At 42.6% G+C, this 12,707-nt stretch carries 13 protein-coding genes; 6 read left to right on the forward strand and 7 right to left on the reverse strand.

Features of this window, described 5'->3' with window-relative positions; translation table 11 throughout:
- Positions 1-12 precede the first annotated feature (12 nt).
- Entirely contained in the window at positions 13-1,230 is a 1,218-nt protein-coding gene (locus FTU46_RS06785) for a L,D-transpeptidase family protein (protein ID WP_180104617.1), read from the reverse strand.
- Between the two features lie 206 nt (positions 1,231-1,436).
- On the opposite strand from FTU46_RS06785, the gene hemE reads away from it, so the two are divergent.
- The 5 genes from hemE to FTU46_RS06810 all read left to right on the forward strand — a co-directional run bounded on the left by hemE (position 1,437) and on the right by FTU46_RS06810 (position 7,496).
- Positions 1,437-2,507, forward strand: a complete 1,071-nt coding sequence (gene hemE / locus FTU46_RS06790; protein ID WP_166138565.1) for a uroporphyrinogen decarboxylase — start codon at positions 1,437-1,439, stop codon at positions 2,505-2,507.
- 10 nt (positions 2,508-2,517) lie between these two features.
- The gene (locus FTU46_RS06795; protein ID WP_159124408.1) at positions 2,518-3,321 is read left to right on the forward strand and encodes a DUF817 family protein; all 804 of its coding nucleotides are present in this window, start codon (positions 2,518-2,520) and stop codon (positions 3,319-3,321) included.
- 143 nt (positions 3,322-3,464) lie between these two features.
- The gene (locus FTU46_RS06800; protein WP_004782788.1) at positions 3,465-3,935 is read left to right on the forward strand and encodes a DUF3015 family protein; all 471 of its coding nucleotides are present in this window, start codon (positions 3,465-3,467) and stop codon (positions 3,933-3,935) included.
- A gap of 73 nt (positions 3,936-4,008) precedes the next feature.
- Positions 4,009-5,895: a DUF4105 domain-containing protein gene (locus FTU46_RS06805; RefSeq protein ID WP_180104618.1), complete on the forward strand. Its 1,887-nt coding sequence runs from the start codon at positions 4,009-4,011 to the stop codon at positions 5,893-5,895.
- A gap of 203 nt (positions 5,896-6,098) precedes the next feature.
- Complete coding sequence (locus tag FTU46_RS06810; RefSeq protein ID WP_180104619.1) at positions 6,099-7,496, forward strand: diguanylate cyclase; 1,398 nt, start codon at positions 6,099-6,101, stop codon at positions 7,494-7,496.
- On the opposite strand, the gene FTU46_RS06815 is transcribed toward FTU46_RS06810, so the two are convergent.
- The 4 genes from FTU46_RS06815 to FTU46_RS06830 form a co-directional block, all read right to left on the reverse strand.
- Positions 7,493-8,047, reverse strand: a complete 555-nt coding sequence (locus FTU46_RS06815; RefSeq protein ID WP_159124405.1) for a DUF4385 domain-containing protein — start codon at positions 8,045-8,047, stop codon at positions 7,493-7,495. The two genes, FTU46_RS06810 and FTU46_RS06815, sit on opposite strands and share 4 nt — an antisense overlap.
- Positions 8,048-8,314: 267 nt before the next feature.
- Positions 8,315-8,674 carry a cupin domain-containing protein gene (locus tag FTU46_RS06820; protein ID WP_159124404.1) on the reverse strand — a complete coding sequence of 120 codons (360 nt, stop codon included), beginning with the start codon at positions 8,672-8,674 and terminating at the stop codon, positions 8,315-8,317.
- Positions 8,675-8,738: 64 nt separating this feature from the next.
- Positions 8,739-9,287, reverse strand: a complete 549-nt coding sequence (gene folE, locus FTU46_RS06825; protein WP_171064799.1) for a GTP cyclohydrolase I FolE — start codon at positions 9,285-9,287, stop codon at positions 8,739-8,741.
- A 93-nt stretch (positions 9,288-9,380) separates the two neighbouring features.
- A complete protein-coding gene (locus FTU46_RS06830) occupies positions 9,381-10,064 on the reverse strand; it encodes a Smr/MutS family protein (RefSeq protein WP_034590020.1) in 684 nt (227 codons plus the stop codon).
- Between the two features lie 252 nt (positions 10,065-10,316).
- Here FTU46_RS06830 and FTU46_RS06835 point away from each other — a divergent pair, with 252 nt between their 5' ends.
- Positions 10,317-10,757, forward strand: coding sequence for a GFA family protein (locus tag FTU46_RS06835; RefSeq protein ID WP_180104620.1), 441 nt, complete (start codon positions 10,317-10,319; stop codon positions 10,755-10,757).
- Positions 10,758-10,825: 68 nt separating this feature from the next.
- Here the strand turns inward: FTU46_RS06835 and trpC are convergent, their stop codons facing one another.
- A complete protein-coding gene (gene trpC / locus FTU46_RS06840) occupies positions 10,826-11,632 on the reverse strand; it encodes an indole-3-glycerol phosphate synthase TrpC (RefSeq protein ID WP_180104621.1) in 807 nt (268 codons plus the stop codon).
- A gap of 20 nt (positions 11,633-11,652) precedes the next feature.
- The gene (gene trpD / locus FTU46_RS06845) at positions 11,653-12,699 is read right to left on the reverse strand and encodes an anthranilate phosphoribosyltransferase (protein ID WP_034590018.1); all 1,047 of its coding nucleotides are present in this window, start codon (positions 12,697-12,699) and stop codon (positions 11,653-11,655) included.
- Between the last annotated feature and the right edge of the window lie 8 nt (positions 12,700-12,707).

A 12,707-nucleotide genomic window follows, 5' to 3' on the forward strand; every position in this document is an offset into this window, starting at 1 on the left:
TTTAAATAAAGATTATTCAAGGAAACGGACAGTTACGCCTGATTTCACTTTACGGCCTAAATCATTCGCATCCCAGTTAGTCAGACGGATACAACCATGTGACGCAGTTTTAGAGATTGCAGATGGATTTGGCGTACCGTGAATACCAAATGATTTTTTGCTTAAACCGATCCAGATATTACCTACAGGACCGTTTGGACCAGGTGGTAAAGAAAGTGGTTTCTTGTTATTGCCCTGAACGAAGTTAGATGGCGAGTAGCTATACCATGGGTTTTTCGCTACGCCAGTCACCTTATAAGTTCCTGTTGGCGATGGAGTACTTGAACTACCAATCGTTGCAGGGAAAGAAGCGATCATCTGGTTGCGGCTATTGAACAGATAAAGCTGCTTAGCACCTTTATGCGCCACAATTAAATGAATATCTTCAGGAACTTCATTGCGGATATTGGCAACAATCAGCTTTTCCCCAGCTTTCTTAAAGGTAGCTTTTGGATTTAACTTTTTCAAAAAGTCTTCATCCATATGGAATTTTTCACCCAGCATTTCAGTTACGCGAGTGTAATACAGACCTTTCATTTTTGCCTGTAAGGCATAGTCAGAAGGAATAGACTCGGCATAAGGACCTTTCAGGTCTTCTTCAGTGATGGTGTATTCCACAAAAGCAGGCTTAGAACCCTGTTTAGCCAATAGGGCATCCCAAGTTTCCTGAGTCAATGTACCGGTTGGTTTAATACCATTCATTTGCTGGAAAGATGCGATCGCTTTCAAGGTATTTTTACCGCTAGTACCGTCAATCGCACCTGGAGAAGCATGGGCATTATTCAACATGACATGCGCACGTGCATATACCGGAAATTGGCCTTTACCAATATCTTCATACCAGCTTGCATTATTAAGGCCGTCTAAAGTCCAAGATGCTTTCGCAGCAGCAGAATTTGTCGGTGCTTTAGTCGTGGTTGGAGCAGCACCGATATTGGCAGTCTGGTCTTCAGTATCTTGTAATACATCCAATGCTTCAGAAGCTTTCTTCAGATCTTGTTGTTCTTGAGCACTAATTCGAGTTTCTGCTTGTGCTGCCGAAGCTTCAGTCGCTAAAGGATCAATCGGATCCTGTACCGCAACATCAGTGACAACTTGGGGGTTTAATGGTTGTTCAGCAGTAGACGCAGCGAAAACAGTACCTGCGAAAATGCAACCTAGACTCACAGCGAGCATTGTGCGAACGAACATGTAACTCAACCTTAAAAATATTTCGTTAACTATGTGAAAAAACACTATAAGTATTACAGAAAAAATGTGGAGATGCAGTAGTTCTTTTGTGTAATTCCTCACATTTGATCACTTAACATGATCGGTTTTTAAAGTCATGAGAAGTTATTCAAAATGCAGTCATTTTGTTATGATGTGGGCAATATCAAAGATAGATAGGAAAGTGAATGACGACCTTAAAAAATGATCGTTTTCTACGCGCATTGTTACGTGAACCTGTAGATACTACCCCTGTATGGATGATGCGTCAGGCAGGCCGTTATTTACCAGAATATCGAGAAACACGTGCCAAAGCAGGGGATTTCCTTTCTCTTTGCAAAAATACTGAATTTGCCTGTGAAGTGACTTTACAGCCTTTACGCCGTTATGAGCTGGATGCGGCCATTTTATTTTCGGACATTCTGACTGTACCAGATGCTTTAGGTCTGGGCCTGTATTTTGAAGCAGGTGAAGGTCCAAAATTCCACAAAACTGTGCGGACTGAACAGGATGTGGCTAATTTACCCAAATTTAATGCCAAGTCTGACCTTGATTATGTAATGAATGCAGTATCGACTATTCGTTCGGCTTTGGGGGGGCAAGTACCATTGATCGGCTTCTCCGGCAGCCCGTGGACCTTGGCGACGTATATGGTTGAAGGGGGTTCGAGTAAAGATTTCCGCTTCACTAAAAACATGATGTACGCACAGCCAGAAGTTCTGCATGCTTTATTAGAACGTTTAGCAGATGCTGTGACTGAATATCTGAATGCCCAGATCGATGCCGGTGCTCAGGCAGTGCAGATTTTCGATAGTTGGGGCGGTGCACTTGCGCATCGTGAATATATTGAATTTTCACTCAATTATATGCAGAAAATTGTGGCAGGTTTGCAACGTGAAAAAGATGGCCGCAAGATTCCAGTAATTCTGTTTACCAAAGGTGGTGGCCAATGGCTAGAGCCTATGGTCGCGACCGGTGCAGATGCTTTTGGTCTGGACTGGACCACGCCGCTCAATGTTGCACGCCAGACTGTTGCAGGTCGTGCTGCGCTACAAGGTAATCTTGATCCAGCAACTTTATATGGCACTCCGGACGCGATTGCTAAAGCGACCAAGTTGATGCTGGATGATGCCTATGCCAATGGTGAAACAACCGGTTATGTAGCCAACTTAGGTCATGGCATTACCCAGTGGGTGGATCCAGCCAATCCTAAAGTATTTATTGATACCGTACATGAGTACAGCGCTAAATATCTTTAGGATGTAAACCTTGATCGACTTTTTTAAATCAGGGTTTGAATTTACCTATAAGGCAGCTTCGGCTGCCTTATTTGGGATTCTGCTCCTGCTTGCTTTTGCACAAACCGCATCAATGGGTAGTGAACTTTTTTATGGTTTCTACCGCTATGACTATCTATTATTTTTTGCTTTACTGATTCAGATGGTATTGCTCTATACCAAACTGGAATCTTGGGCCGAAGCCAAAGTAATTGCCTTGTTCCATATCATGGCGATGGTTATGGAAATTTTCCTGACCCATCCGGCGATTGCATCCTGGCAATATCCACAACCTGCAATTTTTAAAATACTGACGGTGCCTTTATTTGCCGGCTTTATGTATTCGGCTGTTGGCAGTTTTTTTGCACGTTCCTTACGCTTATACCAAGTTTCATTTGAAAAATTGCCGCGCTTTAGCCATATGCTGGCTTTGGCAGTACTGTCCTACATCAACTTTATGAGTAAATTCTTCATTCCCGACTATCGTTTGCTGTTATTTGTCTGGAGTATAGTGATGTTCTGGAAAACCAGAATTCGATTTCAGTTGAATCAGCATGCTTTTCAGCTGCCGATGTTGCCTGTCCTGTTGATTTTGGCCTTTATTATCTGGGTGGCTGAGAACATCAGTACCTTTTATCAGATCTGGCTATATCCAAGCCAGGTAGAAAAATGGCATATGGTCGGTTGGGGGAAACTCGGTTCCTGGTATTTACTTTTATTGCTCAGTCTGGTGCTGGTATTAAAGATTCTAGGACAGCGTAATTCTCAAGGTAACTGGAGTCTAAAAACCCGGTAAAATTATTCTGTTTATCTTTATGTAAATTGGACATTTTTTTCATTGCGCCAAATTAGACTTCCCGCTACTCTCCTGAATGTGTAATGAAGATTACATCATTAGCGTAATAACAAAAGATGCATGAGAATAACCGGAGAATAAGTATGTTAAAAAAGATTATGCTCGCTGTGGTATTGGCAACGGGTTCTGGTATGGCGATGGCGGATAGAGATGTAGGTTGTGGTATTGGTAGCCAGGTATGGGCAGGCCAGTCAGGCATTATTCCTAAGCTGCTTGCAGGTACAACAAACGTCCTGTTTACTAACCAGTGGCTGGGTATTACTTTCGGTACTTTAGGATGTAGCCAGGGCGGTACAGTAACGGCTCAAGTCGTGACTTTTACCAATGAAAATGCTGAGGCATTGGCACGCGATATGGCCGTAGGTGAAGGTGAAAGCCTGAATGTACTGGCTGAACTGCTAAATATCAAGGCAGAAGACAAAGCACGTTTCTTCACTGTATCTAAGCAGAATTTTTCTGAAATCTACTCAGAAGAAAACCAGAATACTTTACAAGTGTTAAGTACTCTACAAACAGTCATGGCTAAAGATGAAGTATTAAAAGCTTATATCTAAGTATCGCTGTAAAAACCCTGCTGTCCTGGCAGGGTTTTCTTATAAATAAAAACTGAAAAGAACCGTAGACTGAATGAAATATGCTTTTTTGCTCTCAGCCTTGCTGTGGAGTCCGCTAAGTTTTGCATCCGAAATTTCTCCAGATATTCAAGCTTATCTAGAACAAGCCACACAAAAAAAATTGCACCAGACTTCGACCTGGAAGCGTTTGATGTATGCCAATGCTGAAGGAAAAAGTGAAGTCAGTTATGCTGGCTATTTTCTGGCAAAGCAGGGCAAGACAGATCTGCAGCTTGAATTAAAGCAAAATATACAGGCATTGTTTGAGCCCGCAGAACCCAATCAGTCTGTACGATGTAAATTCCCGGCACGTAGTCAGTGGTTAATGCAACAGCTGAATATTTCTGAACAGCAATTGCCTGAAGCGAGTTGCCCGGATTTTGAGCGCTGGATGAATGAAGTTAAGCCTTACCAGGCGACCCTGATTTATGCCACCGATTATATGGGTAATCCCAGCTCCATGTTTGGTCATACTTTGCTGCGTCTGGATCCTAAAGACCAGCAGCAACTGAATCTGGTTTCTTATGCAGTCAATTATGCTGCCACAGTTGACAGTAATGATAATTGGTCCTTTGCCTGGAAAGGGCTGACCGGACAATATCCAGGTGAATATTCCTTGATGCCATATTACCGCAAAGTCAAGGAATATGGTGACTTTGAAAGCCGTGATTTATGGGAATATGAACTTAATCTGACGCCTGAAGAAACCGGTTTTCTGGTGAAGCATCTCTGGGAAATGCAGCAGGTAAGTTTCCCTTATTATTTCATTAATGATAACTGTGCCTATCGTCTATTAGGGCTTTTTGATCTGGTGCGTCCTGAACTGAACTTGCAGCAGCAATTCGATACCGCCGCGATTCCGGTCGAAACTTTAAAAGTTGTGGAACAGCAGGGACTGATCAGGAAGAAAATTTATCGTCCGGCGCTGGAAACTCAATTGCTGGCTCAAGCCCGGCAACATGGCAAATCCTTGGCAAAAACTGCGCATCAGGTGGCTTATGCAGAAACCTCTGAAATGGAAGCCATGCTGCAACATTATCCGGCTGAAGACCAAGCCAAGATTCTGGAAATGGCCTATGACCATTTATATCTGGATTTCCTTCGCCAGGAAGTAGATGAATCTTTTGCCCAGCCGCGCTTTCGCAAATTATTGGGCCTAAGAAGTCAGTTGGCGATAGACAAACAGCGTCAGCAGCCAGAGCGTCCAAAAATAGATCCGGTTCAAAGCCATCATGCCCGAAATATCGTTCTTGAAACTGGGCAAGTACAGGGTGAGACTTTTGTGCAGTTGGGTCATCGTCAGGCTTATCACGACCTCATGGATCCGCAAGGTGGGCTTCGTACAGGAACCCAATTATTATTCCTTGATGGTGCATTGCAGTATCGTGATGACCGCGTGAAGCTGGAGCACCTGGATCTACTTACAGTGAATTCCTATAACCCGATCAATGCATTTAAAGCGCCGTTATCTTGGGGTTTTAGTTTGGGCTGGAAACAGGAAGCACTGGATCAGCATGGCCAGTTTAGTACCGAGCAGCAGCATGGCGTAGCCAATTTTCAGGTTCAGGGTGGCTATAGCTGGGCAAATGAAGCACGTGAACATCTCTGCTATGTGCAGCTACAAAATCATGTGCAGGCCGGAAAAGCGCTTGACAAAGGATGGCGTGTCGGTATGGGGCCAACGGTGGGTTGTCAGAATATCTGGACGGATCAGATCAATAGTCTGGTACAGGTGGAACTGCCGTATTGGGAAGATTCTCATCAGTGGCAACTGAAGTTGAAAAACCAGTTGCAATATGCCTGGAATGCACAAAATGCCATTCGGGTGGGCTGGGAATATCAGCAACAGGAATCGAAAGACTGGGAAAAATGGAGTCTGGGCTTAGTCCATTATTTTTAATTTGGCTAACATAACCTCGAATATTGAGTAAATGAAGTTTATAGATCAAATGACTTGTATTTGAATGTTTAAAATAAATTCATGTTCGGAGACTTCTACCGATATTATCAAAGATTGTATTCAGTAATTGGGTTAAAATGCCTGAATATTGTTGTATTTGTCACATAATATCACTGCGAATCGCAAGTATCGGGAAAAGTTATATGAATAATGAGTGTATGGCTATGCTGGCGGAGCAGTGGGAGCAGATCTGTCAAAATTATTCATCGGATGATTTGCTACACGCATTTCAGTTTATTCAAGACCACTCTTTGGTACTGGTAGAAGAATTCTATAAAAATATGCTTCTGGAAGAAGAAGCATCTCAATATTTTACTGATGAGCTGATTCAGCAGCGTTTACGCGATACTTTACATCAATGGCTTTCAGAAAGTTTTAGTGTGGCGCTAAATAAGCGTTATGCAGAAGCCGTGCAAAAACAGAATATCGTTGGACATGTGCATGCACGCGTCGGGATTCCATCCTGGCTGATTATGCGTGGTGTACGAGAAATTCAGCGCAAAATATTTGAATTGCTAAGTTTAAATCCGCAGCCAAACATGCTAACTACCTGTAGTTATATTATACAAATCATGGGGTTTGCCACAGAAATTATGTGTCGTTCCTATGAGGCGAAATCAGTTCAGAATCAGGAAATGAAGCACAGTTACCGGGTATTTTCTGCAATGCAGGATGTCGCGGTACAAAAAGATAAGCAGCGCAGTTCATTGCTGGATTGGGAAAATGAGCTGATGTTCAAGGTCTTTTCTGGCACTACAGGCATTAGACATCAAATGCTGTCCAAGTCAGAATTTGGCTTATGGTTTATTCATAAGGCGTCTTATGCCTTTACCGGTTCTGATCAGGTCGATTTAATTATCGAGCGAATTTATCAGATCGATACGCTGAATCAGGCAGTGCTGGAATGTACTGAAAAAGATCAGATGCTGAATCTGATTCAAAGTATTCGTGATTTAAACCGTGAAATACAGCACTTGGTCGATCAATTATTCCAGGTTGCAGATTACATCGAATCTGGAAATGACTCTCTAACCCAGTTATTGAATCGCCGTTATTTAAATACCATTATTTCACGTGAAATCAATTTCTCTCGTGATAACCAGACACCATTATCCTTGCTAGCGATTGATGCCGACTTCTTCAAAGCCATTAATGATAAATATGGTCATGCAGCCGGCGATCTGGCTTTAAAATTTATTGCTGATGCCTTACAGAAATATATTCAGGGCAGTGACTACGCCTTCCGTGTCGGTGGGGAAGAATTCCTGCTGCTGCTGGTGGATTCCGATGAAAGACGCGCGCTGAACATTGCTGAAAATATCCGTAAATATGTAGAGCATGGCCTGATCAGTACGGCTCAAGGACAGCAATTTAGACTCACGGTTAGTATCGGCTGTGCGTTATTTGATGGTCACCCAGATTACCAAAGATTCCTGGATGCCGCAGATGCTGCACTGTATATGGCTAAAAATACAGGGCGTAACCGGGTCTATCTGGCGCAACCTTCTCAAATTCAGGGCACACAAAAAGTGTCTGTCTAATTTAAAATTTGCTGCTGAATCGCAGCCTGAAATTGCTGTTTTTGCCGTACATATTCGGGATGGACTTTGGCTTTATCCCATTTTTGTTTAAATATTTTCGCTGCAGCAGCTTTAACCGGATCTTCAGAACTGCGCGGCAATTCCTCACGCCCATGCGCACCACTTAAACCCTTTTTATCATCTGGAACCGGACCATCGTATTTTTTGCCGCCTTTATGATTGGCATAACGTCGGGCGCGGGTATAACCCATTTGTAAAAACTTGCGTGCCATATCGGCCCCGACGAAATCTTCATGTTTTAAATATTCTAGAAACAGGGCATAAATTTTTTCACTACTGGCTTGGGCTTTTTCCGCATCTGCAAAACGCCAGTGGGGCAGAATTTCCGACTTATAAGGTTCTACTAAAAGCACGCCTTGCTCACCGCGTCCAATCCGGTATAAGTCTGGACGTTTACGGAAATCAATTTTTTTAAAATCTAGACTATAGTCAAAACTATTTGAATGAACACGTGAAGGGCGTTTAGGCGGATCAGGCTGTTTTCTACTCATGGCTGTTTCCAGAATTTATACACTTGGATCATGCAGCCTTCTAAACAAAAGATCTGTATTTAAACATGGCAGGAAATGTAGTCAGGAAATTAATTATGCAGCATCAATTTGTTTATTTTTAAAACTAGGGAAGTTAAGTTAATGAGACAACTTTTTGAAAAGAATGTAGGGATAAAATTTTAAGAAATTGAATGAATACGTAGAAAAGTTAAGGAATTGATTGCAAAATTCCTTAACTGATGAAGATATGAAATTCGTACTTATGTTTTAACTTTCTACCACGACATAATATTTTTTAACGGCTTCAACCACTTCAAAAGTGCCAATAAAACCGGGTGGAATAATGCCGGCTTCACCTGCTTTGATTTCAACAAAGGATTGTCTTTGAGCATCATGTAAACGGACGATCCCTTCGATTACCTGAAAGAATTCCTGTTTATTCTCGGCAAATACGATATTCCAGGCACCCACTTCACATTGCCAGATTCCGCAATCCATATTGGGATGTTGATAGGCACTCTGGGTCAGGCGTTTAGGATTGCCTTTAACCAGCCGGTCTGGCCGTGGATAATCGATACTTTCTTCAGCCTGGCCTAAACCTTGACCCGCAATCCAAATAGATGACATTTTCGTAACCTCATCGTGTAAAAAAGCCCCAATATCAATTGAGGCTTTCATGTATGAATCTATATTAATAACTTTCTGGTACAGCGCCTAAAAACTCACGGCGGACTTCTTTATCGGTTTTAAAGTCACCGATAAATGACACCGTACGCGTCGTCGATTCCTGTTTGCCAACACCACGCATCATCATACACATATGTGCTGAATCAATCATCACAGCCACACCACGTGCATTGGTGACTTCAGCAACCGCTTCTGCGATTTGCTGGGTCAGATTTTCCTGAATCTGCAAACGACGGGCAAACATTTCAGTAATTCGGGCAAATTTAGACAGCCCCAGTACCTTGCCTTCAGGTAAATAGGCAATATGTACACGGCCATAAAATGGCAATAAATGGTGTTCGCAGAGTGAATAAAATTCGATATTTTTCACTAAAACCATTTCACGGTTATCTGATGGAAAAACTGCACTATTGGTTACTTCTTCCAGAGTCTGGCTATAACCTGAGGTTAAATACGAAAACGCTTTCGCAGCACGCACGGGCGTATCTTTGAGACCAGGGCGATTGAGATCTTCACCAACGGCAGTAAGAATGTTTGCGTAAGATTGCTGCATAGTCATATGACGTATTCACTTAAACTGAGAATGAACAAGGACGGCATTGTAGCAGAAATCTTTTACAATGCCTTATTTTGGGGGTAAATCCGCTTACTGTTTAAACTTTGGATTTTTTTCTGCACGTTTTAGCAAAACTAAAACTGCGCCAGTGCCACCCTGTTTTTCAGGCGCACTGACAAAGGCCAGAACATCACGGTGCTGACGTAACCAGCCGTTGACATAAGTTTTTAAAATCGCTTCCGGCCCTTTGCCATGTACGATCTTGATCACGTTCTGGTTTTCATCTTTGGCGATCTGGATAATCTGAAGCACAGCCTGACGTGCCTCTTCGACCGTACAACCATGCAGGTCGACAGCTTCGAACCAGCGCAGATTGCCTGCTTTTAAATCTTCAAAAACCTTATGCTGCAAGGTCGCAATGCGGTAGCTTAAGCTCGCTTGACTGCCAACCGGATTGAGCATGGCTTGAGTATCAGACAGGACGGTTTCATCGGTATGCATGGGGCCTTCGGCAGCAGCACGCTTGGCCAAAGTTTGCGCATCGACTTTTTTCTTGGGAGATTTTTCTATTTTCGCAATATTGCCGGCATCAATTTTTTGTACGCCTTGCATCTGCTTGCGAAATAGATCGAGGTCTTCCTCCTGTTCCTGCTCCGCTGTTTTCACGACAGGGGCAACAGGTTCAGCCTTAGGCTGAGGATGACTAATTTGCTTTTTAAGATCTTTCAGTAAATTGTACTGATCTTTAGAAAGCGAAGAATCGTGTTTGCTCATAATCTGGAAACGGGGGAGATACTGAATTTGGTAAATTATAGTCTTAAATGACTGAAAGGAGAAATGAATTGCACTAAATACAACATATCCCAAACCCAGCATTAATTTCTCAATAGTTTTCTAAGATTGTATAGCTTGATGAACTTTAAATAGAAAATAATTCATGAATATTCTCCTTTTATCATCTTAACAGTTGCCTCGATGGAACATCTCTCTTTAAATATAAATCAATCAAACCTGGAAAATAAAAAAATGAGTTATTCAGGCAGTTGTTTGTGTGGCGATGTCCAGTTCAAAGTAAATACGAATATTCAGGCCATGTATCATTGTCACTGCAGTTTATGTCGTAAACAGAGTGGTACGGCCGCAAATGCAGCAACTTTAGTTCATCAGCAATATTTTGAATGGACCTCAGAACAGACTTCAATTTCCTGCTATCAAAAAGAGACCGGATTTCGTTCTCATTTTTGTCAACACTGTGGCTCGCCTGTACCGAATCAGGTAGGTACAATTGCATTGATCTGGATTCCTTTAGGGCTTCTGGATCAAGCACCCAAAATTCAGCACAGACTGAGTTTTTGTCTGAACTCGAAGGTGGATTGGGCAGATGAAATCAAGGCGGATGAGTCCTATTCTGAACTGCCAGAATTTGAAAAATTAATCTCTTATTTTGATCATTTAACTCAGTATTAAATGAATTTGGTTAATAGAAATAAAAAAAAGCCCCATGCTGAGATGGGGCTTTTTTTATACTTAATATTTTAAACCGATTCAGGCTCACCGAATAAATCACGGAAAGCATGATCTGGGCGTGGCTGTTTCATGAAACTTTCACCGACCAGGAAAGCATGAATATCATGTTCCTGCATCATCGCAACATCAGCAGGGGTTGCGATACCGCTTTCAGTGACCAGCAGGCGTGAAGGATCCAGTAATTTTTTCAGACGTAGTGATGTATTCAGGTCGACATCAAAAGTTTTTAAATTACGGTTGTTCACACCCAGCAGACAACGATCAGACAGTTTTAAAGCACGTCCTAATTCTTCTTCATCATGCACTTCAACCAGTACATCCAGATTATGCTCAAATGCGGTTTTAGACATTTCTTCTAACTGCTGATCAGACAGACAGGCCACGATCAGCAAGATACAGTCTGCATGTAGTGCACGCGCTTCAATCACACCATAAGGATCGATCAGGAAATCTTTACGCAACGCAGGCAAGTCACAGTGCGAACGGGCGATCTGAATATTTTCATCAGCACCCTGAAAAAAATCTACATCAGTCAGTACAGATAAACAGGCAGCGCCGGCATCCTGATATTGTGCCGCAATTTCTGCAGGATTGAAGTTTTCACGAATCACGCCTTTGGACGGAGAAGCCTTTTTAATTTCAGCGATTACACCCGGACGTTTAGACATTAAAGATTGAGCAAAACCACGTACAGGTGTCGCGCCTTGAGCTAACTCTTCTATATCCTTATAGCTTTTCTGCTTCAAACGAAGAGCGAACTCTTCTTTCTTACGATCAACAATTTTACCCAAAATTGTATTTGCAATATCAACCATGATTCAAATTCCTGACCGTATTAAGCTTCATATTGTTTGATGGTTTTGGTGAATTCAGACAGCACGCTCATTTTTTCCAGTGCCTGGCCACCATAAATAATATCGTGTGCCAATGCCACACCTTGCTTATAGCTTGAAGTCAGGCCTGATACATAAATACCAGCACCGGCATTTAGGGCAATCATATTGGCAGCCTTATGACCGATCTCAGATTTCTTCTTGCCTAAGGCATCTTTAATCAGAGCCAGACTTTCTGCTGAACTTTCAATAATTAAGCCAGTTAAGGTTTGCGATTCAATGTCGACCTGTTCAGGAATGATTTCCCATTCAGTGATTTCACCGTTTTTCAGCTCAGCCACATGCGTCGAAGAAGCCAGACTGATTTCATCTAAGCCATCACGTGAATGTACGACCATGACATGTTCAGCACCGAGCTGTTTCATGACTTCTGCAATTGGGCGGCAAAGTTCATTGGAAAATACCCCGATGACCAAACGTTTTACGCCGGCCGGATTCGTAAGCGGGCCGAGCAGGTTGAAAATACTGCGAATACCCAGTTCTTTACGTGGACCAATCGCATATTTCATGGCTTTGTGATGATTCGGTGCGAACAGGAAGCCCACACCAATATCACGGATACAGCGTTCGGTTTGCTGCATATTCAAATCAAGATTAATGCCTGCCTGTTCCAGTAAATCTGAAGAGCCTGATTTGGTAGAAACACCACGGTTACCATGTTTGGCAATCGTTGCACCAGCTGCTGCAATTACAAAGGCTGAAGCGGTAGATACGTTAAACAGGTTTTGTCCATCACCGCCTGTACCGACGATATCCACCAGATGAGGGACATCACTGACATCAATTTTGGTTGCCAGTTCACGCATGACACGTGCTGCAGCAGTAATCTCGTCAATACTTTCGCCTTTCAGGCGTAGACCCATGAGCAGAGCACCGATCTGGGCATCGGTTGCTTCGCCAGACATAATGGTGCGCATCACGTCTTCCATTTGTTCCTGAGTCAGGTGAATGTTTTTAGTAATATTGCTTAAAGCTTGTTGAATATTCATGACTTGCG

This window comes from Acinetobacter sp. YH12108 (genome assembly GCF_013419055.1).
GTDB lineage: Bacteria > Pseudomonadota > Gammaproteobacteria > Pseudomonadales > Moraxellaceae > Acinetobacter.

What these genes read in the sequence shown, in the direction of transcription:
- FTU46_RS06785 (WP_180104617.1), bottom strand. Translation starts at nt 1,230, where the DNA reads ATGTTCGTTCGCACAATGCTCGCTGTGAGTCTAGGTTGCATTTTCGCA.
- hemE (WP_166138565.1), top strand. Translation starts at nt 1,437, where the DNA reads ATGACGACCTTAAAAAATGATCGTTTTCTACGCGCATTGTTACGTGAA.
- FTU46_RS06800 (WP_004782788.1), top strand. Translation starts at nt 3,465, where the DNA reads ATGTTAAAAAAGATTATGCTCGCTGTGGTATTGGCAACGGGTTCTGGT.
- FTU46_RS06805 (WP_180104618.1), top strand. Translation starts at nt 4,009, where the DNA reads ATGAAATATGCTTTTTTGCTCTCAGCCTTGCTGTGGAGTCCGCTAAGT.
- FTU46_RS06810 (WP_180104619.1), top strand. Translation starts at nt 6,099, where the DNA reads ATGAATAATGAGTGTATGGCTATGCTGGCGGAGCAGTGGGAGCAGATC.
- FTU46_RS06815 (WP_159124405.1), bottom strand. Translation starts at nt 8,047, where the DNA reads ATGAGTAGAAAACAGCCTGATCCGCCTAAACGCCCTTCACGTGTTCAT.
- FTU46_RS06820 (WP_159124404.1), bottom strand. Translation starts at nt 8,674, where the DNA reads ATGTCATCTATTTGGATTGCGGGTCAAGGTTTAGGCCAGGCTGAAGAA.
- folE (WP_171064799.1), bottom strand. Translation starts at nt 9,287, where the DNA reads ATGCAGCAATCTTACGCAAACATTCTTACTGCCGTTGGTGAAGATCTC.
- FTU46_RS06830 (WP_034590020.1), bottom strand. Translation starts at nt 10,064, where the DNA reads ATGAGCAAACACGATTCTTCGCTTTCTAAAGATCAGTACAATTTACTG.
- FTU46_RS06835 (WP_180104620.1), top strand. Translation starts at nt 10,317, where the DNA reads ATGAGTTATTCAGGCAGTTGTTTGTGTGGCGATGTCCAGTTCAAAGTA.
- trpC (WP_180104621.1), bottom strand. Translation starts at nt 11,632, where the DNA reads ATGGTTGATATTGCAAATACAATTTTGGGTAAAATTGTTGATCGTAAG.
- trpD (WP_034590018.1), bottom strand. Translation starts at nt 12,699, where the DNA reads ATGAATATTCAACAAGCTTTAAGCAATATTACTAAAAACATTCACCTG.